This window comes from Sphingomicrobium nitratireducens, from assembly GCF_026157035.1.
Classification (GTDB): Bacteria; Pseudomonadota; Alphaproteobacteria; order Sphingomonadales; family Sphingomonadaceae; genus Sphingomicrobium; species Sphingomicrobium nitratireducens.
Genome location: NZ_JANJZA010000001.1, coordinates 1,122,894 through 1,145,532, shown reverse-complemented (window position 1 = coordinate 1,145,532; position 22,639 = coordinate 1,122,894). Strand labels below are relative to the sequence as shown.

Below are 22,639 nucleotides of genomic sequence, written 5' to 3'. Positions count from 1 at the left end.
CTAGCGTGCGGGCCGATGGAGATCGATCTACAACGCCAGGTGGAGCGCGCGCGGCAGGAACCCCGCCTCCTGCGCGCGGGCGAGGCGCTGGTGGCCAACGACCTTCCGGTCGCCGAACAGCTGCTGCGTCCCTACCTCAAGGAGCGCCCGACCGACGTCTTCGCCATCCGCATGATGGCCGAACTCGCCGCGCGCGTCGGCCGTCTGCCGGACAGCGAGAATCTGCTGCGCCGCGCGCTCGAACTGGCCCCCGACTTCACCGCTGCGCGCGCCAACCTCGCGACCGTCCTTTACAAGCAGAACCGGTCGGGCGAAGCGATCGCCGAACTGGAGCGGATCGAGAAGAGCGGCGAAGCGGGCCTTGGCCATCACAGCCTCAAGGCGGCGGCGCTGAGCCGCATCGGCGGCCAGGAGGAAGCGCTGGCGCTCTACCGCCTCATCCTCGACGCGCGCCCCGACGAACCCAAGTTGTGGATGAGCTACGGTCATCTCCAGCGCACCGTCGGAGAGCAGGCCGAATGCATCGACGCCTACCGCAAGGCGATCGCGCTCGAACCCACGCTGGGCGAAGTCTGGTGGAGCCTCGCCAACCTCAAGACCGTCAAGTTCGACAACGACGACGTGGCGGCGATGAATGCGGCGCTCGAGGTACCCAACCTCGACATGCAGGATCGCTTCCACCTCCATTTCGCGCTCGGCAAGGCCCTGGAGGATCGCCGCGAAGTCGACGCCTCGTTTAGTCATTATGCGCAGGCCAATCGCCTGCGCCGCGCCATCGCGACCTACGACCCGCAGGACATCGCTCGCCATGTCGAACGATCGATCGCGGTCTTCACGCCCGACCTGTTCGCCGCGCATGCCGGTGAGGGATGCGGGCGCGACGATCCCATCTTCGTTCTCGGCATGCCGCGCGCAGGCTCGACGCTGGTCGAACAGATCCTCGCCAGTCATCCGGCGATCGAGGGTACCGCCGAATTGCCCGATATCCCGGCGCTCGTCCGCCGCCTCGACGGCCGCGAGATGCGCGGCGACGACAGCGACTATCCGGAATGCCTCGTCGACATCGACGGCGCGACGCTGAAAGCACTGGGAGAGGAGTATCTCGACCGCGCTCGTATCCAGCGGTTCACCGATCGCCCCTTCTTCATCGACAAGTTGCCCAACAATTGGGCCCATGTCGGCTTCATCCGGCTGATCCTGCCCAACGCGAGGATCATCGATGCGCGGCGCGATCCGATGGATTGCTGCTTTTCCAATTTCAAGCAGCACTATGCGCGCGGCCAGCGCTTCTCCTACGACCTCGCCGACATCGGCGCCTATTATCGCGACTACGTGACGCTGATGCGCCACTTCGACGATGTGCTGCCGGGCGTCGTCCACCGCGTCATCCACGAGGATCTGGTCGAGGATCCCGAAACGCAGGTGCGCGCGATGCTCGATTTCCTGGGCCTGTCGTTCGACCCTGCCTGCCTTGCCTTCCACGAAAATCCGCGCGCGGTGCGGACGGCCAGTTCCGAACAGGTGCGCCAGCCGATCACCCGTTCGGGGATCGGGCGATGGATGCCGTACGAACCGTGGCTGGACCCGCTCAAGCAGGCGCTCGGAACGGTGCTGGAGGACTGGCGCCGCTGAGCGCAAGGCCGTTTCGCCGTCGAAAAGGATTGACGGGACACCCCCAAAAAAGACAGCTTCATGACGGGCTCTCAAGGGGGATTATCCGCATGCGCCTTTTCCAACACGATACGCAGCTTTTGCGGCGGGCCGCCACGGCACTGCTGGCCACCACCATCTTCGTGACGCCGGGGCAGGCCCTGGCGCAGGACGCGGCGCCCGCGGATCCTGCGGATTCGTCCGCCAGGGCCGACGATCGGCCGGTCGAAGGCGAGATCATCATCACGGCGCAGAAGCGCGCGGAAAACCTCCAGGACGTGCCGATCGCCATCACCGCAATCACGACCAAGACGCTCGAGGACCAGCAGGTCGACGACTTCCGCGACTATGCGCGGCTCGTCCCGTCGCTGTCGTTCAAATCCGGCGGCGGCGGCGGCAGCGCCGACGGGCCGGGGACCAACAATGTCTATTTCCGCGGGGTCGCCTCGGGCGAGAACGCCAACCATTCCGCCTCGCTTCCCAGCGTCGGCACCTATCTCGACGAACAGCCGATCACGACGATCCAGGGCGCGCTCGACGTCCATATCTTCGACATCGCGCGCGTCGAGGCGCTGGCCGGCCCGCAGGGCACGCTCTACGGCGCCTCGAGCCAGGCTGGCACGGTGCGCATCATCACCAACAAGCCGGACACGTCTGGCACGTATGGCGACGTCAATCTGGAACTCAACAACGTTGCGCACGGCGGGTGGGGCTATACCGGCGAAGCCTTCGTCAACATGCCGCTGAGCGACCGCGCCGCGGTGCGCGTGGTGGGCTGGTATCGGCACGATGCCGGCTACATCGACAACATCCCCGGTCAGCACGTGATGACCGAATATACCTACGATTCCGACCTCGGCCCGGTCCCGACCGGCAACACGCAGACGCTCGACAATGCCGCGTTCGCCGAGGAGGACTATAACGACGCCGATACCTATGGCGCGCGCGCCGCGCTCAAGATCGACCTCGACGAGAACTGGACTGTCACGCCGTCAATCGTCGGCCAGTCGCAGAAGACCCACGGTTCCTTCGCCGAGGAACGCGGCCTCGGCCCGCTCGAGACGATGCAGTTCAACCCCGAGATGACCAAGGACCGCTGGTACCAGGCGGCGCTGACCGTCGAGGGCAAGCTCGGCAATTTCGACATGACCTATGCCGGCTCGCACATGCAGCGGTCGGTCGATGCCAGCCTCGACTATTCGGATTACGCCTACTTCTACAACGAGCTGTACGGCGCCTACTGGTACGACAACAGCTATACGCCGATCACGCCCAACCAGCTGATCGACATTCGCGATCGCTACAAGAAGCAGTCGCACGAATTGCGTTTCACCTCGCCGTTCGAGAACCGACTGCGCGCGGTCGCCGGACTGTTCTACCAGCGGCAGGAACACAATATCCAGCAGGACTACCAGATCCCGGGGCTCGCCGACTTCCTGGTGGTCGACAACACGAACGACGTGTGGCTGACCAAGCAGCTTCGCGTCGACCGGGACTACGCCGTCTTCGGCGAACTGTCCTACGACATCACGCCGCAGCTGACCGCGACGGCCGGTGGCCGCTGGTACAAGTTCGACAACTCGCTGGTCGGCTGGTTCGGGTTCAACAACTTCACGGACGACGGGCTCGGTTACAGCAGCAATCCGGACTATCTGTGCGCGGCCCCGCCCGTGGTCGACGGCTCGCCCTGTACCAATCTCGACAAGCGCACCAAGGACGACGGCTTCGTCCATCGCCTGAACCTGACCTACAAGGCCAACGACGACCTGCTCGTCTACGCGACCTGGTCGAAGGGTTTCCGGCCCGGCGGCGTCAACCGACGAGGCAGCTTCCCGCCATACAAGCCCGATTATCTGACCAATTACGAGGTCGGCGCCAAGTACAGCTTCGGCCGCGGCGCGCATCTCAACGTCGCGGGCTACATGGAAGACTGGCAGGACATGCAGGTCTCGGTGCTCGGCCTGAACGGACTGACCGTCGTCCAGAATGTCGGCAACGCCCGCATCTGGGGCGCGGAAGCCGACTTGTTGCTGCGGCCGGTCCCCGGTCTGACCTGGAGCACGGGCGTCGCCTACAATAATGGCAAGTTGCGGCAGGATTTCTGTTTCGACCAGGATGCCGCCGACTGCCAGGATACGGGCTTCTACGGCGGGCTCGACCTGCTCGCACCCAAGGGCGCGAGGCTGCCGCTCACCGCGCGGTGGAAAGGCAGCAGCAGCCTTCGCTACGAGTGGGGCCTGACGGAAGCCACGAGGGCCCACGTGCAGAGCTCGGTGACATACGAGGGAACGCGCCGCCGCGACCTGAGGCCCGGGATCAACGAGATCTACGGCAACCTCAAGTCCTATGCCGAAGTCGACGTGTCGGGCGGTATCGAGCGCGGGCCGTGGAGCGTGGACCTGTTCGCCAAGAACCTGTTCGATGTGCGCGGGCAGTTGTCGAAAGGCATCCAGTGCCGCGAGGAAGTATGCGGAGACCAGCTCGGCACGACCTCGATCGGCGGCAAGATCTACACCGTGGTCACGAGGCCGCGCACGATCGGCCTGAGGCTCGGATACAAGTTCTAGTAAAGGTCGTCGGCTCCCCGTTGCGCCGCGCGCAATCCGGCGCAACAAGGGAGCCATGATCTATTTCGAGGACATGGATGTCGGCGCGCGCCACGAGTTCGGGTCGAAGACGGTGAGCCGCGAGGAAATCGTCGACTTCGCGACCCAGTACGACCCCCAGCCCTTCCATCTCGACGATGCGGCGGCCGCCATGACCCCCTTCGGAAGGCTCGCCGCCTCGGGCTGGCATACGGGGGCGATGACGATGCGGATCGTGGTTGACGCGTGGTCCGACAAAGGATTCATGGGGGTCGGTTCTCCCGGCCTCGACGAACTGCGCTGGCTCAAGCCCGTCTATCCGGGCGATACGATCCGCGTCTCGAGCGAGGTCGTCGCGAAGCGCGAGAGCCGCTCGCGCCCCAATCTCGGCTCGGTCTGGTCGGACGTTCTCGTCCACAACCAAGACGACGTGCTGGTGATGAAATATACCTCGATCGTGATGATGTTGCGGCGCCCCGCCTAGGAGCCGCAGCGCCACACGCCCAGCACGGGCTTGGACCCGGGTACGGTCAGTTCGGCGATCTGGGTTTCGATCCCCGTCTCCGACATCGCCCCGCGCGAGCCGGCGGCGCTGATCACGATCGGCATCTCGCGACCGGTAAAGGCCATGCCCCGCCGCAACGCCTCGAACCCGCCCATGCGCGAGCCGTCGACGACGCTCACCGACCCGTTAAGCTTGTAGGCGCCCTTGGCGACCGAGGTCGGCGTCGGCGCGGCGGTCGCGACGAACAGCACGCTGTCCTTGGGACTTTCGAACGCGCAGCCGGTCCCGGCGGGCAGGAGGTCCGCGAACTCGGCATAGGTCATCGGCTGGAAGGCGGGCGCGGGCGCAAGCCCCGGGGTGCCGCAGGCGGCAAGCCCGAGAACGGCGATGGCGGCAGCAGGCATACGCATGACTAGTCTCCCTCGAACGCCATCAGGCTTTTGACGGCGATACCGGCATCCTCCAGTCTGGCCGACCCTCCCAGATCGGGCAAGTCGATCACGAAACGCGCGCCCACCAGCTCGCCCCCTGCCCGCTCGACCAGCCGCGCCGCGGCCATCGCGGTCCCGCCGGTGGCGATCAGGTCGTCGACGAGGAGCACGCGCGCACCCGGCGAACAGGCATCGACATGGATGGCGAGCCGGTCGGTGCCATATTCGAGCGCATAGTCCTCGGCGATGGTGGCGCCGGGCAGCTTGCCGTCCTTCCGCACAAGAAGCAGGCCCGCGCCCAGTTCCTTTGCGAGCGCACCGCCGACCGCGAACCCGCGCGCGTCGATCGCGGCCACGAGATCGACGCGCCCAGAGACGCTGGCTGCCAGCGCCTCGATGGTCGCGCGAAACCCTGCCGGGTCGACCAGCAACGTGGTGACGTCGCGAAACTGGATGCCCGGCTTGGGAAAGTCGGGAATGGTGCGCACCAGGTCGCGCAGGTCGAGGTGGCTCTCGCTCATCCCATGACCCCTAACGAAAAACGGCCCGGTTCGCGAGGAACCGGGCCGCTTTCTTTTCCGGTTGCGAAGACGATCAGCCTTCGACGCCGCGTCCGTGCGCCGCGGCATCCGCCTTGGCGTCCTCGCGGTGGGCCATGTGCTCGGGATCGAGCGGGCCCTTGGGCGCAACCTTACGCTTCGCCTCGGCCCAGATGTTCCGGTAGGACATGTAGGCGAGGATGGTCGCGACCAGCAGGAACAGCAGGCTGGCGACGCCGGCGCGGTGACGCGATTCGAGCTTGGGCTCGGCGGTCCAGATCAGGAAGGCCGAGACGTCCTTGGCCATCTGCTCGACCGTCGGCTCGGGATTGCCTTCCGCGTAGGTCACCTGGCCGTCCGACGTCAGCGGCGGCGGCATGGCGATGTTGAGGTTGGCGAAATAGGGGTTGTGGTGCAGCCCTTCGCCCGGCGCCGCCGAGGGGAATTCCTCGAGCAGCTTCTCCGACGGCGCTTGGTAGCCCGTCAGCAGCGAATAGACGTAGGGAGCCCCGCCCTCGCGCGCCTTGGTGATCAGCGAGAGATCGGGCGGAAGAGCGTTGTTGTTGGCCGCGCGCGCCGCGACTTCGTTGGCGTAGGGGTGCGGGAAGCGATCCGACGGGATCGCCGGACGGGTCGCCGCCTCGCCCGTGTCCGGGTTGATCGAGGGGACCTCGATCTGCCAGTTGGCCGCGATCGCCTTCACCTCGGCCTCGTTGTAGCCGAGGTCCTCGAGGTTGCGGAACGCGACATACTGCAGCCCGTGACAGGCCGCGCAGACTTCCTTGTAGACCTGGAAGCCGCGCTGCAGCTGCTGGCGGTCAAACTTGCCGAGCGGGCCGTCCGAGGCGAAGCTGACCTCCTTCGGGTGAAGGTGGAATTCGTGCTCCGCGGTCGGTGCGGGCGGCTCCGAGATATACTGGGCCAGGTTGGTCACCAGCGAGATCAGGAGGACGCCGGCAAAGCCGAGACCGACGAGAAATCCGAGAATGCGAACCATGTGTCGTTCCGTCCCCTCTTAAGCGTTGTCGCTCTTGGCGAGCCCGTAGGGCGCGCTTTCCTCTTCCTCACCATGCAGCACCGAGGCCGAGATGGACGACGGCAGCGGCAGCGGCTTCTCGAACTTCGAGATGAGCGGCAGGATGATGAGGAAGTGGGCGAAGTAGTAAGCCGCGCAGATCTGGCTGACCGCGACGACCGTCGGGGTCGCCGCCGAACCGCCGGCCCAGCCGAGCAGGGCGACGTCGACGATCAGCAGCCAGAAGAAGCGCTTGAACACGGGGCGATAGTGCCCCGAACGCACCGGCGAGCGATCCAGCCACGGCAGGAAGAAGAGCAGCAGGATCGATGCGAACATCGCGAGCACGCCCCACAGCTTGGCCGGGATGATGAAGTCGACGGTGAAGGCGCGCAGGATCGCGTAGAACGGCCAGAAATACCATTCGGGCACGATGTGCGCCGGCGTCGCCAGCGGGTTCGCCTCGATATAGTTGTCTGCATGGCCGAGCGCGTTGGGCAGGAAGAACAGCACAGCCGCGTAGAGCATCAGGAAGGCGAGCATGAACCAGCCGTCCTTGGCCGTGTAGAACGGGTGGAAGGGCAGCGTGTCCTTCTCGTTCTTGACGTCGACGCCGGTCGGGTTCGACGAGCCCGGGATGTGGAGCGACCAGATGTGGAGCACCACGACGCCCGCGATCACGAACGGCAGCAGGTAATGCAGCGAGAAGAAGCGGGTCAGCGCGGCCTGGTCGGGCGCGAAGCCGCCCAGCAGCCACACGCGCAGCGGCTCGCCGACCAGCGGGAAGGCCGAGAAGAAGCCGGTGATGACCTGCGCGCCCCAGTAGCTCATCTGGCCCCAGGGGAGCACATAGCCCATGAACGCGGTCGCCATCATCAAGAGGTAGATGACGAGGCCGAGCATCCACACCATCTCGCGCGGAGCCTTGTACGATCCGTAGAACAGGCCGCGGAAGATATGGATGTAGATGACGATAAAGAAGAAGCTCGCCCCGTTGGCGTGGGCGTAGCGAAGGAACCACCCGGCGTTGACGTCGCGCATGATATGCTCGACCGACCAGAAGGCCCCGCCCGTGAAGCTGTAATAGTGCATCGCGAGCACGATGCCGGTGATGATCTGGATCGTCAGGAAGACGCCCGACAGGACACCGAAATTCCACAGGTAATTGAGGTTGCGCGGCACCGGGTAGCCGCCACCGATCGCGCCGTAGACGAGGCGCGGGAGCGGCAGGCGGTCATCCATCCAGCGACCGAGCGCGGTGGTGGGTTCGTAGGGTTTTGCCCAGGCAAAGCTCATGGTCTCTTTTCCCCGTTAACCGATCGTCACGACGGTGTCGGACGTGAATTCATACTCGGGCACTGCCAGGTTGAGCGGTGCCGGGCCTTTGCGGATGCGCGCAGCCGTGTCGTAGTGCGACCCGTGGCAGGGGCAGAAATAGCCGCCATATTCGCCGCGATTCTCGCCCTCGCCCACGCCCAGCGGGACGCAGCCCAGATGGGTGCACACGCCCAGCGTGATCAGCCAGTTCTCCTTGCCCTCCTTGGTCCGCTCGGCAAGCGTCTGCGGATCGCGAAGGTCGGACGTCTTGACCGCGTTGGCCTCGGCGATTTCCTTCTTGGTGAGGTTGCGGATGAACACCGGCTGCTTGCGCCAGCTGGTCTTGATCGCCTGGCCCGGCTCGACCTTCGACACGTCGACCTCGATCGAGGCGAGCGCGAGCACGTCGGCGGGCGGCGCCATCTGCCGCACCAGCGGGACGGCGACCGCGGCCGCGCCGACACCGGCGAAGCTGACCGCAGCAATGTTGATGAAATCGCGGCGACGAACGCCTTCTTGTCCGTCGCCTTCCTTCAGAAGCGGGTCAGCCTGTTCGACCGTTGCCATGATGATCCTTCTTGTTCCACGCTTGGGGAACGGCCCGGTAAAGACGCCCGGACCGGCTTGGCGCGCCTGATAGCGTCTCGGCACAAAGTTGCAAACGGTCAATTTCGGCTTTGCGGAGGCGCGCGCTTGTAACAAGGCCCGTTCCGACGCTATCGCGCGGCCCATGCGGATCGCCCTCTACTGCCCCGAAATCGCCGGCAATGTCGGCGCGGTCATGCGCACAGCGGCCTGTTTCGGCGTCGGCGTCGACCTGATCGAGCCGATGGGGTTCGCCTGGGAAGACAAGCGAGTGCGGCGCGCCGCGATGGACTATATCGACGCGGTCGAAGTGAGGCGCCACGCGGGCTGGATCAGTTTCCTCGAGACGGTCGGCGATGCACGCCTCGTCCTCGGCAGCACCAAGGCCAGGGCAAGCCTCTACGACTTCGCGTTCCGCCCCGACGACATCCTCTTGTTCGGGCAGGAGAGCAGCGGGGTGCCGACCCATGTGCGCGCGCGCGCCGATGCCGCCTACCGCATCCCGATCCGCGCCGAGGTGCGCTCGTTCAACCTTGCCATCTCGGCCGCCATCGCCACATCCGAAGCCTTGAGACAGACCGGAGAATTTCCCGCATGAGCCCGCTCGATCCCCAGCAACAGGCCGCCCGCGACTGGTTCGAATCGCTGCGCGACCGCATCTGCGCCGAGTTCGAGGCGATCGAGCGCGAAGCCGGCAGCGATGCGGCCTTCGAATACATCCCGTGGGATCGCACCGACGAGAGCGGCGAGCCGGGCGGCGGCGGGGTGCGCGGCCAGATGACGGGCGAAGTGTTCGAGAAGGTCGGCGTCAACGTCTCGAGTGTCGGCGGCTCGTTCTCCGAGGAATTCGCCAAGGCTATTCCCGGCGCCGAGGAGGATCCGCGCTTCTTCGCCACGGGCATCAGTCTCGTCGCGCACATGAAGAACCCGCACGTCCCCGCGGTCCACATGAACACGCGCTTCCTCACGACGACCAAGCGCTGGTTCGGCGGCGGCGCGGACCTCAACCCCGCCATCCCCTACGAGGAGGACACAGGGGCCTTCCACGCGCGCCTGCGCGCCGCCTGCGCCGCGCACGACCCGACCTATTACGAGCGCTTTTCAAAATGGGCGGACGACTATTTCTGGCTGCCGCACCGCGAGGTCGCGCGCGGGGTAGGCGGCATCTTCTACGATCGGCTCGACGCCGAGGGGGACCGGTTCGAGCCGCACTTCGCCTTCACCCGCGACGTCGGCGAGGCCTTCCTAGATGTGTTTCCCAAGATCGTGCGCGGGCGCATGGACGAGGCCTATGACGACGAGGACGTCGGCAAGCTGCTCGACTTCCGCGGGCGTTATGTCGAGTTCAACCTGCTCTACGACCGCGGCACGTTGTTCGGGCTCAAGACCGGCGGCAATATCGATGCCATCCTGATGAGCCTCCCCCCGCTCGCGCGCTGGCGCTAGCCCATCGCGCCCGTGTCGGGCACTGACGGGGTCGCGGCGGCCTGCGAATAGAGCCGCGCGACGATACCGAGGAAGACGAGGCTGAGGCCCGCCTGCACGCTCGCGGCGAGGAAGCCGAGCAGCAGCGCGGACAGGCTCATCGGTTCGGGCGGCCCGAAGGCGAGCGTCGCGACCAGTCCGAAGACCAGCCCCGCAACCAGCATCACGACCAGCGCCGCGACCGCGATCATCAGGACGAACCCGAACAGGCGCCAGAACTGGCCGCGCGTGAGCGCCCAGCTGCGCTTGATCATGGTGATCGGGTTCGACGTTTCGGTGACCGCGACCGCCGACACCATCATCATGCGCACCGCGACCGCGATGATGACGAGCACCCAGGCGAGGACCAGCATCAGGCCCGCCCCGCCCAGCTGGCCCGCCTCGAGCCGCTGGTCGAGATCCATCGCTTCGTCGGTCCCGATCGCGGCCACCAGCAGCACCATCAGGAGGAGGACCATCGGGATCACCCAGATAAGCATCGCTGCGAGCGCGGGAAACAATTTGCGAAATCCCGTCGCGATCGCCTCGCCCACGGTCGCGCCGCGCTTGAGGAAGACCGCGGTGATCGCCAGCGCACCGGCCTGCCCGACCAGCCCGACGATCAGCCCCATCAGCCCGCCGCCACCCCGTTCGGCATTGGGATTGGTCGCGGACGGATCGATCATCGCGAGAAGCGCGAAGGGCAGCACGATCATCGCGGCGGCCACCAGCACGAGGTGCTTGCCGTCCGCCGCGAGGATTTCGCGGGTCTCGTCCCAGGCGCGTCCGACCGACAGTTTCATGATCAATCCCCCTACATTTGGTTCGCGCCCTTATCGCAGCGCGCCGCGCCGAAAGGCAACGGGGTTGCGCACGCCGCGCGCGCAGCGCAAAGCCTGCCGCCATGATCGACGGTGTCGAATGGCAGGTCTCCCCCGGGCTCGTTCCCTACGATGTCGCGCTGCGCGACATGGAGCAGCGCGTCGCCGACATCCAGGCGGGCGAGGCGCACGAGCGCGTCTGGCTGCTCGAACACCCCCCGCTGTTCACCGCGGGCACCAGCGCCGACCCGGTCGAGCTGATGAACCCGCAGGGCTTTCCGGTGCACGAGGCGGGGCGCGGCGGGCGCTACACCTATCACGGGCCGGGCCAGCGGGTCGGCTATCTCAACCTCGACCTTGCCCGGCGCGGCAAGGACATCCGCCACTTCGTCCACAGCCTCGAAGGCTGGATGATCGCCTCGCTCGCCCGCCTCGGGATCGAGGCACGGCGCGAGGAAGGCCGTATCGGCCTGTGGGTCGGCCAAGGCGAGTACGAGGCCAAGATCGGCGCGATCGGGGTGCGCGTGAAGCGCTGGGTCACCCTTCACGGCTTCTCGATCAACGTCGCGCCCGACCTCGCCCATTTCGGCGGCATCGTGCCGTGCGGCATTTCCGACTATGGTGTCACCAGCCTTGAAAAGCTCGGGCTCGGCGCCGACATGGCTGACCTGGACACGGCCCTGGAGGCGGAATTCCCCGCCTTTCTCTCGGCCCTCGGCAAGGACTGACAGATGCGCAAATTCCTCCTCGTTTCCGCCTTCACCCTCCCGCTGGCCGCGTGCGGCGGCGACAAGACCGAAGAGGAAGTCGTGCCGACCGGCAACGAGGCGGTGGCCCCGATCGGCGAGGAAGGCGGCGACGTCACCGCGATCGATGCCGCGACCAATGCCGACGCCAAGCTGGTCGACGATCTGGGCATCGACGACGAGGACGAAGGTACCGGCGACGGCGCCGAGTAGCGCGTCAGGCCAATCCCAAAATCTTGTGCGTCTGGAGGCTGAGCCTCCAGCGCGGACGGTCCATCACCAGCTGGATCGCGGCCTCGGTATTTTTCTCGATCTCTTCGCCGTCCATCGGCTGAAGCAAGAAGTGGTCGAAATCGAGCGCCTCGAGCTCGTCAAGGTCGAACGGCTGCGGCCAGACGAGCTTCAGTTCGTCGCCCGAGGTCTGCACCAGCTCGCTTCCATATTTGGGGCTGACGCACAGCCAGTCGATGTCCTCGGGCGCCGAAATCGTTCCGTTGCTTTCGACCGCGATGCGGAACCCCTCGGCGTGGAGCGCGTCGATCAGCGGCGTATCGAGCTGGAGCAGCGGCTCGCCCCCGGTGATCACGACGAGGCGGCCCTGCCGCCCCTCGCCCCATAGATCGGCGACCCGCGCGGAGAGCGCGGTGGCCTCGGCGAACTTGCCGCCATTGACCCCGTCGATGCCAACGAACTCGGTGTCGCAGAACTGGCAGACCGCCTTGAATCGATCCTCCTCGCGCCCGGTCCACAGGTTGCAGCCCGCAAAGCGCAGGAACACCGCGCGGCTGCCCGCCTGCATCCCTTCGCCCTGGAGGGTCAGGAAGATTTCCTTGACCGCGTACGCCATCAGGCCGGCTCCACGCCTTCGCCATAGCGCGTGCTGTCGGCGAGCCCCGCCTCGACGAACCCCTTGTGGCGCAGGCGGCAGGCATCGCAGCGCCCGCACGCGCCGCCGTCGGGCAGCGGGTCGTAGCAGCTGTGGCTGATCGACGGGTCGAGCCCGAGCCGCGCTGCCTCGCGCGCGATGTCGGCCTTGGTCATGTGGAGGAGCGGCGCGTGGACGGTGAAGCCGTCGCCTTCGACCCCCGCCTTGGTAGCGCGGTTGGCGAGCGCCTCGAACGCTTCGACGAAGGCGGGGCGGCAGTCCGGATAGCCCGAATAATCGAGCGCGTTGACTCCCACGAACAGGTCGTGCGCCCCGGCTGCCTCGGCCCAGGCGAGCGCGAGGCTCAGGAACACCGTGTTGCGCGCGGGCACGTAGGTGACGGGAATCCCTTCTCCCACCCCGTCCTTGGGCACGTCGATATCGTCGGTGAGCGCGCTGCCCCCGAAGGCCGACAGGTCGAGCGGCAGGATGATGTGCCGATCGGCAAGCCGTGCGGCGACGCGCTTGGCGGCCTCCAGCTCGACGCGGTGGCGCTGGTGATAGTCGATGGTGAGCGCGAGCACTTCGAAGCCCTGCTCGCGCGCGAGCGCGGCGCAGACCATCGAATCCAGCCCGCCCGACAGAAGGATGACGGCCTTGCGGCTCATACCTTGAACCCCATCCGCGAGAGCATGAAGAAACTCAGCCCGTAAAGTACCAGCGTGCCCACGACCGCGATGGTCATCGCCAGCCAGAAGGTCACCCCGTTGCGCAGCATGACGGGAATGGCGATGAACATCGGCAGCGAGGGGATGATGAAGGCGAGCACCGAGGTCGACAGCGCAGCGACCCGCTCGCTGTCGCCCGTCTCGGCGTAGAGCAGGCTCATCGCGAGAATCGAGGTCAGCGGCAGCGCGGCGACCAGCCCGCCCCAGCTGGGCCAGCGCTTGGCGACGACCACGACCAGCGCGGTGACGATGCCGGCGAACGCGGCCTTGGCGAAAAAGGACAACATGCGCCGCGCCTTAGCGGGGCAAGGCGACCGTTGCTAGCGGCAGTTGCCGATGCGGCGGGCGTGGAGCACACGGTGGAAGGGCAGGCCGCGATCGATGCCCTGCGTCTCGATCCGCATCGCGCGCGGCGTCACCATCTTTAGGTGCGACTGGCCGAACCCGCCGCCGGTGCAGCTATAGTGGATCGTCGCGCCAGACGGGCCATCCGATACCGTCGTCATCTCGCACTGGCGGCGCCAATGTTCGGTCCGCGCGAGCATCGCGGGATCGGTGACGCAAAGCTGGCGATGAGCCTCGCGCGCGCCCGGTTCGGTGAGAACCCACAGCCCCGGCTCCGCCCCGCGCAGCGATTCGGGCCCGACACGCGCATCGGCGTCGGACGCTACGATTCCCGCCAAAAACAGGCAGGAAACAAGGGGCAAGGCGAAGTTCATCGTGCGCAGCATAGCGGAATTCATGTTAACGCGCGTTAAATCACTTGGCGACGTGGTCGGGCGCGATCGGGAAGCTGGTCGCGCAAAAAGCGCAATCGACGCGGATCATGCCGTCGTCGCCGACCATCTCGGCGCGCTCGCTTTCGGGAAAGCGCGAGATGACCGACGCGATATAGTCGGCGTTGCAACGGCATCCCTTGACCAGTGCCACCGGTTCGAAGGTGCGCACCTCGTCTTCCTCGTGGAACAGGCGCCACAAGAGGTTGTCGAGCGGAAGGGCGGGATCGGCCAGTTCGGAGTCCTTGACCGAACCGGCGAGGATCGCGACGTGCGGCCAGTCCGGGTGGTCGAGCTTGGTGTGGAGCCGGTCGCGCCCTTCCTCGCCCTCGGGCAGGTGCTGGAACATGATCCCGCCCGCGATCCAGCCCGTCTCCGTCTTCTCGGTCGCGAGCCGCACGACCGACGGGATCTGTTCCGACTGCGCGAAGAAGCTCTCGGCCGCCTGCGCGAGGCTCTCGCCCTCGAGCGGCACGACGCCCTGGTAGCGCTCGTCGCTGGCCGGCTGGTCGAACGTGATCGCCAGATATCCCTTGCCGAACAGCGAAAAGAGCGTCGGGTCGGCCGGCGCTTCGGCCAGCCGAACCGGATCGTGGCGAATGTAGCCGCGCAACTCGCCCGCCTTGTAGTCGCACACGAGAAGGTCGACGATCCCGCTTTCCGTCTGCGCCTGCATCGTCAGCTGGCCGTTGGGATCCTTGAGCAGCGAGCCCAAAAGCGCAGTCAGCGCCAGCGCCTCGGCGAGCAGTTTCTCGAGGACCGGGGGGTAGCCGTGGTTGGCGAGGATCTGGTCGAGGACCGGGCCGAGACGCACCAGCCGCCCGCGCGCGCCGCGCGATGCGATCATCGCGCGGATCGTGACGTCGAGCGTCATGTTCGTCCCGGCCGTCTCGCTCATCAGCCCTCGAATTCGTCAGCCGCCTTCGACAGCTTCTGGACGAACTCCTGGATATGCTCTTCCTCGATGACGAGCGGCGGCAGGACGCGCATCACGTTGTCGCCGGCGGCGACCGCGAGCAGGCCGACGCCCTCGCGCATCCAGTTGACGAAGGCCCGGCTTTCGAATTCCGGCTTCATCTTGACGCCGAGCATGAGACCCATGCCGCGCACGCTCTCGAACTTGTCGGGGTGGTTTCCGATCATCTGCTCGAGGCTCGTGCGCAGACGCTCGCCCATCGCGGTGACGTGATCGAGGAAGCCCGGCGCGGTGATCGCGTCGAGCACCGCCTCGCCCGCCGCCATGGCGAGCGGGTTGCCGCCGTAGGTCGAGCCGTGCGTACCGATGACCATGCCGCGCGCCGCCTTTTCGGTGGCGAGACAGGCGCCGAGCGGGAAGCCGCCGCCGATACCCTTGGCCGAGGCGACGATGTCGGGCTCGATGCCGTACTGCTCGTGGGCGAAGATGGTGCCGGTGCGGCCCATGCCGCACTGGACCTCGTCGAGGACGAGCATCAGGTCATTCTCGGCCGCCAGCCCCTCGAGGCGAGTCATGAATTCCTGCGTAGCGGGACGGATGCCGCCCTCGCCCTGGACCGGCTCGACAAGGAAACCGGCCGTATTGTCGTCAATCAGTGCGGCAGCCGCGTCGGCATCGTTGAACTCACAATATTTGAAGCCGGGCAGCAGCGGCTCGAACCCGTCATGCATCTTGGGGCTGTTGGCGGCCGAGATGGTCGCCATGGTGCGCCCGTGGAAGGCGTTGTTGAAGGTGATGATATCCTTCTTGTGCGGGTTGCCGCCGACATGATGGTAGCGGCGCGCGGTCTTGATCGCGCACTCGACGCTTTCGGCGCCCGAGTTGGTGAAGAAGACCGTGTCGGCAAAGGTCAGATCGACGAGCCGCTGGGCGAGCGCTTCGCCCTGCGGGCTGCCGTAGAGGTTGGAGACGTGCATCAGCTTGGCGGCCTGTTCCTGGATCGCCTTGATCAGCCCGTCGTGGCTGTGGCCCAGGAGGTTGACCGCGATCCCGCTCGCAAAGTCGAGATAGCGCTTGCCGTTCTCGCCGATGAGATAGACCCCGTCGCCTTCGACCGGCCTGGTATCGCAGCGCGGATAGACAGGCATGAGCGGCGTGATCGACATAAAATCAGTCTCCTTCGGGTCCGGGATATGGGGCGCGGCGGACCGTTGTGAAGGGGCCGCCTCCTCGCCGCCGCCTATATCGCGGGGCCGCAGGGCGGCGTCAAAGGAAAAGGGCGCCCGGTGGGGGAACCGGGCGCCCTTCCTGCCGGCGGGCCAGAGGGTTGTCCGCCGGAGTAGGTATTGGTGTCAGGCCCTAGTAGCGGCCGCCGCGATACTCCTCGCGGTCCCAGCGGCCGTCGCGCTCCCAGCGATCGTCGTCGCGGTCGTAGCGGTCGTAGCCCTGGTACCCGTAACCGTAATTGCCCCAGCGGCGCCCGTCGTGCAGCTCGCGCTGGATCGCGGCGCGCAGGGTGCGGATGCCCTGGCGGGCGTTGCGGTATTCGCCACGGCTGAGGCCGTTATAGCCCATCCGGCCGATCCGGTGCTGGAGGCGTTCGGCCTGGCGATCGAGCTGGCGCGCCTCGCGCTTCGAGATGGCGTCGATGCGGTCGAAGTGGCGGATATCGCGGCGCATCTGCGCGACGCGGTCCTGCATCTCGCGGATCTTGCCGTAGGCGAAGTGGCGTCCGCCGCGATAATCCTGGCGGTCATAGCCGCGCTCGTAACCGCGCTCGTAGCGGTCGCCTTGGTGGTTCCAGTCGCGCGCGGCGGCGGGGGTGGCGGCCAGCATGCCCGAAAGAGCGATGGCGGCGGCGGTGGGGACGATGAACTTACGCATGTGTCTCTCCTTGGGGGGGTCTTCAACGATGAATTGAAGACTGCGCCCGCCGCCTTGAGGAGAGCCTGAATGCGCTGGTTATTCGGCGTTCATCAGGGGAAATTCGAGCCAAGCCGTTGACGGGATTTCAGTTTTTGATCTTCCAGCCGCTCTTGAGGAGCGCCCAGACGCCCGCGAACAGCACGAGATTGAGCGCCAGTAAGCCCAGCGCACCGGCCATCACCGGCGAATCGGCGACCCCGAGGAAACCGTACCGGAAGCCCGAGATGACGTAGAAGAAGGGGTTGGCGTGGCTCAGCGCCTGGAAGGTCGGCGACAGGGCCTCGACCGAGTAGAAGGTGCCCGACAGGAGCGCCAGCGGCGCGACCACGAAGTTGGTGACCGCGGCGGCATGGTCGAATTTCTCCGCCCAGATCGAGGTCATCAGCCCGAAAAGCGAAAGGAGCAGCGAGCCCATCAGCCCGAACCACAGGGCGACGAACGGATGCGCCGCATGGACCGACACGCCCGGCGCCAGCCACATCACCAGCCACACGGCGAAGCCGACGAGGAAGGCGCGCGTCACTGAGGCGCCGACCATTGCCGCGATCAGTTCGCCGATCGACAGCGGGGGCATCAGATAGTCGACGATCGTTCCCTGGATCTTGCCGACGAGCAGCGAGAAGCTCGCATTGGCGAAGGCATTCTGGATCATCCCCATGACGATGAGGCCCGGGGCGAGGAAGGTCGCGAAATCGACCCCCATCACCTCGCGCCCGCCGCGCCCGAGCGCGACCGTGAAGATGACGAGATAGAGGAGCGTGGTGATCGCCGGTGCCCAGACAGTTTGCATCTGCACCTTGAAGAACCGCCTCACCTCCTTGATATAGAGGGTCTTGAGGCCTCCCCAGTTGACGCCGCCGAGGATCGGCTCGCCGGGTGGGGTGTTAATCCATCGAGGGGTCTTCTCGTTCACGCGGCAAGCGACTATCTGCTGCCGGCGCGCGAGACAATGCGGAGAAAGAAATAAATGTCCTGGACCGAAGAACGGATCGATCGGCTGAAGAAGATGTGGGCCAAGGGCTCGACCGCCAGCCAGATCGCCGAGGAACTGGGCGGGGTGAGCCGCAATGCCGTGATCGGCAAGGCGCACCGCCTGGGCCTCGAATCGCGTCCGTCACCGGTCAAGGCCGGCGAGAAGAAGAAGGCCGCGCCCAAGAAGAAGGCCGCACCCAAGGAAAAGGCCGCGCCCAAGGCCAAGCCTGCGCCCAAGGCCGCCGCGCCCAAGCCCAAGCCCGCGCCCAAGGAGCCCGCACCCCAGCCCGCCGCCGCCAAGCCCGCCGCATCCGCCGCCGCCGCGCCGCAACCCAAGCCCGCCAAGCCGGGTTCGGAGAACGTCCAGTATCGCTCGGTCGGCCCCGGCGGCTTCATCCGCCAGGGTCCCTCGGACCAGCAGGCGCCGATCCCGCCCGCACCCCCGCGCCGCCTGATCCCGGCCAAGCCGAGCGAGGACGTGGCGCACAAGACCAGCCTGCTCGACTTGAACGAACGCGTCTGCCGCTGGCCGATGGGCCATCCGGGCGAGCCCGACTTCCACTTCTGCGGCGAGCCTGCCAACCCGGGCTTTCCTTACTGCGTCGCGCATTGCGGGGTCGCCTACCAGGCCCAGCTCCCGCGCCGCGACCGCAAGCCCCCGCCCCCGCTGCCGTTCGGCGGCCCGCGGGTCCGCTGACCAACCGGTTCAAAGGAAAAGGCCTCGGATCGCTCCGAGGCCTTTTCCTTTGGGCGCCTGAAATATCCCTAGGCGTCTTCGGGTTCGCGCTGGCGTCTTGCGATCCGCTTGGGCTCGTCCTGCGAGGCGCCACTTCCGATTTCGATCGTCCGCGGCTTCATTGCTTCGGGGATTTCACGCTTGAGCGAGATGGACAGGACACCGTTGTCCATGTCCGCTCCCGTCACCTGCACGTGATCGGCGAGCCCGAAGCGTCGTTCGAATGACCTCAGGGCTATTCCGCGATGGATATAGTCGTGTCCGTCCTCGCTGGCCTTCCTGCCCTTGACGACCAGCTGATTCTGTTGCGCGGTGATCTCGATGTCGTCGGACCGGAAACCGGCAAGCGCGAGATCGATGCGATATTCATCGTCGCGCATCTTCACCAGATCGAAGGGCGGAAAATTCTCGCCCGTCTCGCCGGCACTGTTTTCAAGAAGATCGAAGAGCCGGTCGAAACCGATGGTCGACCGACGATAAGGCGAGAAATCGAATGCGCTACGCATGATAAGTCCTCCTTATGTTGAGCAACCTGGCGGGAGGAGCGCGTTCGCGAGTGAAACGTCGATCCACCCGTCGCCGGACCCTGCAAGGCATCCGGCTACCAGAATCTAGGTCACTGTGAAGACGGTTCAAGGGGTGGGCGCGTCCTCGATACGGACCACCAGGTGCGCGACGGGCTTGTCCTTCCCCATTACGTAGACGGGAGTGTTCACGTCGTCAGTCGGCAACGGCTGGGGGATCGGAAAGGATCAGCACCGGGTGCGACCTATCCCTCATCCAGATAGCAAATCGCATGCAAGCCCCGCTGCCGTTCGGCGGTCCGCGGGTCCGCTGACGGGTTCGTCACGCGTTCATCACGCACGACGAGACAAATCACGTCGCGATCACGCAATCATCACGTTTCCGGCAGGAGCGCCCGGGCCCCTGCCGGTAGGCTTCTCGCCATCAACCTTTGAAGGGAGATGGACGATGAAGACAATGGCAATCGCCGGCCTTGCGGTCTCGGCGCTCGTGCTCGGCAGTCCCGCTTCGGCACACGAGCCGACCTGTTCCGGATTCGGTACTCTCGCCAATCACGGCAACCATGTCGTGGGCGACTACGTGTCCGGGCTCGGCGGGTTCGATCTGGGGGACGGCATGGGCTGGCCGCCTCCGGGCCATGAAGTCGGCGCCGCGAACAAGGCGAATGGCGGCGCGCTCACCCCGGGTGGCCCCGGACCCGGCAGCCACTTCGAATGGGGCGGAGCGCCCGGCGCCTCGTTCTGCAACGATTCCAATTCGCCCGGATATCATTACGACGATCTGGGCTTCTAGGGCTCCATGCGAAGCTCCCGGGAGACGGTAGTCTTCCGGGGGCTTTGCCTAGTCCTCGACCTCGGCTTCGTCCGCCGCGATGCGAACCATCAGGTGCGCGTAGGGCGTGTCCTTCCACATCACGTAGACGGGATCGGCGGGATCGCTCGAGAGGCCTTCATAGGCGGCCGGATCGGGCAAGATCACCATCAGGTGCGGCCCGTCCTTGATCCACTGATTGTCTTGCGTCGGCGCGGTTTGCGTCGGATCGATGTTCGAGACGCCGGGCGCACCGCCCTCGCCCGCCAGCATGTAGGAGATGCCGAAGCTCGACCCCTCGTAGGGCTCGCCCTTCATGAACGCGCCGAGCAGCGCCATCCATGTGGCGTCATTGCACATCGGGCCCATCATCGCGCTCTCGGGCATGCAGGTGAACCCGTTGGTCCCTTCGCGCAGCACGGTGCCGTCGAGCCCGATCACGGTGGCTTCGGCGGTGACGTCGGCGGGGCCGGCGGACAGCGCGCTCTGCATCTGCTCTTCGGGATCGGGCGTGGCATAGGCGGCTGCGGGCAGCGCGGCCAGCGCAAGCATGACGTGACGAATTTTCATGGGCTTTCCCCTCCGGTGGAACGGGACGCAACTGGGGGCTTTATACGCCTCCAGCGCCCTCAAGGCCACACCGGGCCGCCCGAACACCGCCCTCGCCGCTTTGTCGCTTGGCAGTGCCGCTTTGCGCCTCCTATAGCTTGGCCACGATGTCCGACGATCTCTTCGATTCAAAAACTTCCGTCACTTCCTCCGAATACGACGCCTCCGCGATCGAGGTATTGGAGGGGCTCGAGCCCGTCCGGCGCCGCCCGGGAATGTATATCGGCGGAACCGACGCGCGCGCGCTCCATCACCTTGCCGCCGAGGTCATCGACAATTCGATGGACGAGGCGGTCGCGGGCCACGCCAGCCGGATCGAGATCGAGCTCGAAGAGGGCAACCGCCTGACCGTGACCGACAACGGGCGCGGCATCCCGGTCGACCCGCATCCCAAGTTCAAGGACAAGTCGGCGCTCGAGGTGATCCTCACCACGCTCCACTCGGGCGGCAAGTTCGAGGGCAAGGCCTACGCCACCTCGGGCGGCCTCCACGGCGTGGGCGTTTCCGTCGTCAACGCGCTCTCCACCGAGACGGTGATCGAGGTCGCGCGCGACAAGAAACTCTACCGCCAGGCCTTCTCGCGCGGGCACGCGACGGGGAGGCTTGAAGAAGTCGGCGCAGCGCCCAACCGGCGCGGGACCAGTGTCACCTTCACGCCCGATCCCGAGATTTTCGGCGACGATGCCGCATTCAGCCCCAAGCGGCTCTACACGCTGGCGCGCTCCAAGGCCTACCTGTTCGCGGGCGTCGAGATCCGCTGGAAGTGCGCGCCCGCGCTCGCCTCCGAGGATGTGCCGCAAAGCGCGACCTTCAAGTTCGACAACGGCTTGGCCGACCATCTCGCCGAACAACTCGAGGGGCGCGAGTGCATCACCAACCCGCCCTTCACCGGTTCGCAGGACTTTCCGGACGACCAGGGCAAGGTCGAATGGGCGGTGGCCTGGCCGGTCTGGTCGGAAGGCGCGCAAAGCTATTACTGCAACACCATTCCCACCCCCGATGGCGGCACCCATGAAGCGGGCCTGCGCAACGCGCTGACGAAGGGGCTGCGCGGGTTCGGCGACCTGATCGGGGAGAAGAAGGCGTCCAAGATCACCGCCGACGACGTGTTCGGCGGGATCGAGGCGATGCTGAGCGTCTTCATCCGCAACCCCCATTTCCAGAGCCAGACCAAGGACCGGCTGACCAGCCGCGAGGCGACGCGCTTCGTGGAAAATGCGGTGCGCGACCATTTCGACCATTATCTCGCCGACAACATGGACCGTGGCCGCGCGCTCCTGGGCGCGATCATCGAGCGGATGGACGAGCGGATGAAGCGCCGCGCCGAACGCGAGGTGAAGCGCAAGACCGCGACCAGCGCGCGCAAGCTGCGCCTGCCCGGCAAGCTCACCGACTGTTCGTCCGACGATGCCGAGGGCACCGAACTGTTCATCGTCGAAGGCGATTCGGCGGGTGGCAGCGCCAAGCAGGCGCGCAACCGCAAGACCCAGGCGATCCTGCCGATCCGCGGCAAGATCCTGAACGTCGCTTCGGCCACGCGCGAGAAGATCCACGCCAACCAGGAGATCGCCGACCTCAGCCTCGCGCTGGGCTGCGGGATGCGCGACCAATTCTCCGAAGACGCGCTGCGTTACGAGAAGGTCATCATCATGACCGACGCCGACGTCGACGGCGCACATATCGCGACGCTGCTGATGACGTTCTTCTTCCAGGAAATGCCCGAGCTGGTGCGGCGCGGGCATCTCTACCTCGCGCAGCCGCCGCTCTACCGCCTGACCGCGGGCTCGACCTCGGCCTACGCGCGCGACGACGCCCACCGCGCCGAACTCGAGGCGAGCCTCTTCAAGAACAAGAAGGTCGAGGTCAGCCGCTTCAAGGGTCTCGGCGAGATGAACCCCAACCAGCTCAAGGAGACCACCATGGACCCCGAGAGCCGCAGCCTCATCCGCATCACGCTGCCCGAACAGTATCAGGACCGTCATCCCGTCAAGGAGCTGGTCGAGAAGCTGATGGGCAAGAATGCCGAGCATCGCTTCCAGTTCATCCAGGCCAACGCCGCCGGACTGGAAGAGGACGCCATCGACGCCTAGCCGAGGGTTTCACCTGAGCGAAAAGCCG

Annotated in this window: 26 protein-coding genes; 10 read left to right on the top strand and 16 right to left on the bottom strand. The window is 66.2% G+C overall.

Annotated elements, in window-relative coordinates; all coding sequences use genetic code 11:
* Positions 1–15 precede the first annotated feature (15 nt).
* The 3 genes from NNY25_RS05910 to NNY25_RS05900 all read left to right on the top strand — a co-directional run bounded on the left by NNY25_RS05910 (position 16) and on the right by NNY25_RS05900 (position 4,719).
* Positions 16–1,632, top strand: coding sequence for a tetratricopeptide repeat-containing sulfotransferase family protein (locus NNY25_RS05910; RefSeq protein ID WP_265570428.1), 1,617 nt, complete (start codon positions 16–18; stop codon positions 1,630–1,632).
* An 89-nt stretch (positions 1,633–1,721) separates the two neighbouring features.
* Positions 1,722–4,217 (top strand): TonB-dependent receptor, encoded by a 2,496-nt coding sequence (locus NNY25_RS05905; protein ID WP_265570427.1) that lies wholly within the window; start codon positions 1,722–1,724, stop codon positions 4,215–4,217.
* A 34-nt stretch (positions 4,218–4,251) separates the two neighbouring features.
* Positions 4,252–4,719 carry a MaoC family dehydratase gene (locus NNY25_RS05900; RefSeq protein ID WP_338112497.1) on the top strand — a complete coding sequence of 156 codons (468 nt, stop codon included), beginning with the start codon at positions 4,252–4,254 and terminating at the stop codon, positions 4,717–4,719.
* Here NNY25_RS05900 and NNY25_RS05895 read toward each other — a convergent pair.
* The 5 genes from NNY25_RS05895 to petA form a co-directional block, all read right to left on the bottom strand.
* Positions 4,716–5,150 carry a hypothetical protein gene (locus NNY25_RS05895; RefSeq protein WP_265570425.1) on the bottom strand — a complete coding sequence of 145 codons (435 nt, stop codon included), beginning with the start codon at positions 5,148–5,150 and terminating at the stop codon, positions 4,716–4,718. The two genes, NNY25_RS05900 and NNY25_RS05895, sit on opposite strands and share 4 nt — an antisense overlap.
* Before the next feature lie 2 nt (positions 5,151–5,152).
* Complete coding sequence (locus NNY25_RS05890) at positions 5,153–5,692, bottom strand: adenine phosphoribosyltransferase (RefSeq protein ID WP_265570424.1); 540 nt, start codon at positions 5,690–5,692, stop codon at positions 5,153–5,155.
* 73 nt (positions 5,693–5,765) lie between these two features.
* A complete protein-coding gene (locus NNY25_RS05885; RefSeq protein ID WP_265570423.1) occupies positions 5,766–6,707 on the bottom strand; it encodes a cytochrome c1 in 942 nt (313 codons plus the stop codon).
* A gap of 18 nt (positions 6,708–6,725) precedes the next feature.
* Entirely contained in the window at positions 6,726–8,021 is a 1,296-nt protein-coding gene (locus tag NNY25_RS05880) for a cytochrome b (protein ID WP_265570422.1), read from the bottom strand.
* Between the two features lie 15 nt (positions 8,022–8,036).
* Entirely contained in the window at positions 8,037–8,609 is a 573-nt protein-coding gene (gene petA, locus NNY25_RS05875) for a ubiquinol-cytochrome c reductase iron-sulfur subunit (RefSeq protein WP_265570421.1), read from the bottom strand.
* Between the two features lie 163 nt (positions 8,610–8,772).
* On the opposite strand from petA, the gene NNY25_RS05870 reads away from it, so the two are divergent.
* Entirely contained in the window at positions 8,773–9,225 is a 453-nt protein-coding gene (locus NNY25_RS05870; RefSeq protein ID WP_265570420.1) for a tRNA (cytidine(34)-2'-O)-methyltransferase, read from the top strand.
* A complete protein-coding gene (gene hemF, locus NNY25_RS05865; RefSeq protein WP_265570419.1) occupies positions 9,222–10,073 on the top strand; it encodes an oxygen-dependent coproporphyrinogen oxidase in 852 nt (283 codons plus the stop codon). Before NNY25_RS05870 ends, hemF begins: the two co-directional genes overlap by 4 nt.
* On the opposite strand, the gene NNY25_RS05860 is transcribed toward hemF, so the two are convergent.
* Positions 10,070–10,894, bottom strand: coding sequence for a DUF7847 domain-containing protein (locus NNY25_RS05860; protein ID WP_265570418.1), 825 nt, complete (start codon positions 10,892–10,894; stop codon positions 10,070–10,072). The two genes, hemF and NNY25_RS05860, sit on opposite strands and share 4 nt — an antisense overlap.
* A 32-nt stretch (positions 10,895–10,926) precedes the next feature.
* Here NNY25_RS05860 and lipB point away from each other — a divergent pair, with 32 nt between their 5' ends.
* Both lipB and NNY25_RS05850 read left to right on the top strand, forming a co-directional pair.
* Positions 10,927–11,640: a lipoyl(octanoyl) transferase LipB gene (lipB, locus tag NNY25_RS05855; RefSeq protein WP_420854348.1), complete on the top strand. Its 714-nt coding sequence runs from the start codon at positions 10,927–10,929 to the stop codon at positions 11,638–11,640.
* A gap of 3 nt (positions 11,641–11,643) precedes the next feature.
* Positions 11,644–11,871 (top strand): hypothetical protein, encoded by a 228-nt coding sequence (locus tag NNY25_RS05850; protein ID WP_265570416.1) that lies wholly within the window; start codon positions 11,644–11,646, stop codon positions 11,869–11,871.
* Positions 11,872–11,875: 4 nt separating this feature from the next.
* Here NNY25_RS05850 and queE read toward each other — a convergent pair whose 3' ends face one another.
* From queE to NNY25_RS05810, 8 genes are all read right to left on the bottom strand, one after another.
* A complete protein-coding gene (gene queE, locus NNY25_RS05845; RefSeq protein ID WP_265570415.1) occupies positions 11,876–12,505 on the bottom strand; it encodes a 7-carboxy-7-deazaguanine synthase in 630 nt (209 codons plus the stop codon).
* Positions 12,505–13,191, bottom strand: a complete 687-nt coding sequence (queC, locus tag NNY25_RS05840; protein ID WP_265570414.1) for a 7-cyano-7-deazaguanine synthase QueC — start codon at positions 13,189–13,191, stop codon at positions 12,505–12,507. The genes queE and queC overlap by 1 nt, the downstream gene beginning before the upstream one ends.
* Positions 13,188–13,538 carry a DUF3147 family protein gene (locus NNY25_RS05835; protein WP_265570413.1) on the bottom strand — a complete coding sequence of 117 codons (351 nt, stop codon included), beginning with the start codon at positions 13,536–13,538 and terminating at the stop codon, positions 13,188–13,190. Before NNY25_RS05835 ends, queC begins: the two co-directional genes overlap by 4 nt.
* Positions 13,539–13,571: 33 nt before the next feature.
* A complete protein-coding gene (locus NNY25_RS05830) occupies positions 13,572–13,934 on the bottom strand; it encodes a DUF3617 domain-containing protein (RefSeq protein ID WP_265570412.1) in 363 nt (120 codons plus the stop codon).
* A 76-nt stretch (positions 13,935–14,010) separates the two neighbouring features.
* Positions 14,011–14,925, bottom strand: a complete 915-nt coding sequence (hslO, locus tag NNY25_RS05825) for an Hsp33 family molecular chaperone HslO (protein ID WP_265570411.1) — start codon at positions 14,923–14,925, stop codon at positions 14,011–14,013.
* Complete coding sequence (locus NNY25_RS05820; RefSeq protein WP_265570410.1) at positions 14,925–16,109, bottom strand: aspartate aminotransferase family protein; 1,185 nt, start codon at positions 16,107–16,109, stop codon at positions 14,925–14,927. Before NNY25_RS05820 ends, hslO begins: the two co-directional genes overlap by 1 nt.
* A 193-nt stretch (positions 16,110–16,302) precedes the next feature.
* The gene (locus NNY25_RS05815) at positions 16,303–16,827 is read right to left on the bottom strand and encodes a hypothetical protein (protein ID WP_265570409.1); all 525 of its coding nucleotides are present in this window, start codon (positions 16,825–16,827) and stop codon (positions 16,303–16,305) included.
* 127 nt (positions 16,828–16,954) lie between these two features.
* The gene (locus NNY25_RS05810) at positions 16,955–17,782 is read right to left on the bottom strand and encodes an ABC transporter permease (RefSeq protein ID WP_265570408.1); all 828 of its coding nucleotides are present in this window, start codon (positions 17,780–17,782) and stop codon (positions 16,955–16,957) included.
* Positions 17,783–17,836: 54 nt separating this feature from the next.
* On the opposite strand from NNY25_RS05810, the gene NNY25_RS05805 reads away from it, so the two are divergent.
* Positions 17,837–18,538: a GcrA family cell cycle regulator gene (locus NNY25_RS05805; protein WP_265570407.1), complete on the top strand. Its 702-nt coding sequence runs from the start codon at positions 17,837–17,839 to the stop codon at positions 18,536–18,538.
* A gap of 68 nt (positions 18,539–18,606) precedes the next feature.
* On the opposite strand, the gene NNY25_RS05800 is transcribed toward NNY25_RS05805, so the two are convergent.
* A complete protein-coding gene (locus NNY25_RS05800; protein ID WP_265570406.1) occupies positions 18,607–19,083 on the bottom strand; it encodes an Hsp20 family protein in 477 nt (158 codons plus the stop codon).
* Between the two features lie 466 nt (positions 19,084–19,549).
* Here NNY25_RS05800 and NNY25_RS05795 point away from each other — a divergent pair, with 466 nt between their 5' ends.
* Complete coding sequence (locus NNY25_RS05795) at positions 19,550–19,894, top strand: hypothetical protein (protein WP_265570405.1); 345 nt, start codon at positions 19,550–19,552, stop codon at positions 19,892–19,894.
* A 48-nt stretch (positions 19,895–19,942) separates the two neighbouring features.
* Here the strand turns inward: NNY25_RS05795 and NNY25_RS05790 are convergent, their stop codons facing one another.
* On the bottom strand, positions 19,943–20,482 hold the full coding sequence (locus NNY25_RS05790) for a hypothetical protein (RefSeq protein ID WP_265570404.1): 540 nt from the start codon (positions 20,480–20,482) through the stop codon (positions 19,943–19,945).
* Positions 20,483–20,628: 146 nt separating this feature from the next.
* Here NNY25_RS05790 and parE point away from each other — a divergent pair, with 146 nt between their 5' ends.
* Complete coding sequence (gene parE / locus NNY25_RS05785; protein WP_265570403.1) at positions 20,629–22,611, top strand: DNA topoisomerase IV subunit B; 1,983 nt, start codon at positions 20,629–20,631, stop codon at positions 22,609–22,611.
* Positions 22,612–22,639 lie beyond the last annotated feature (28 nt).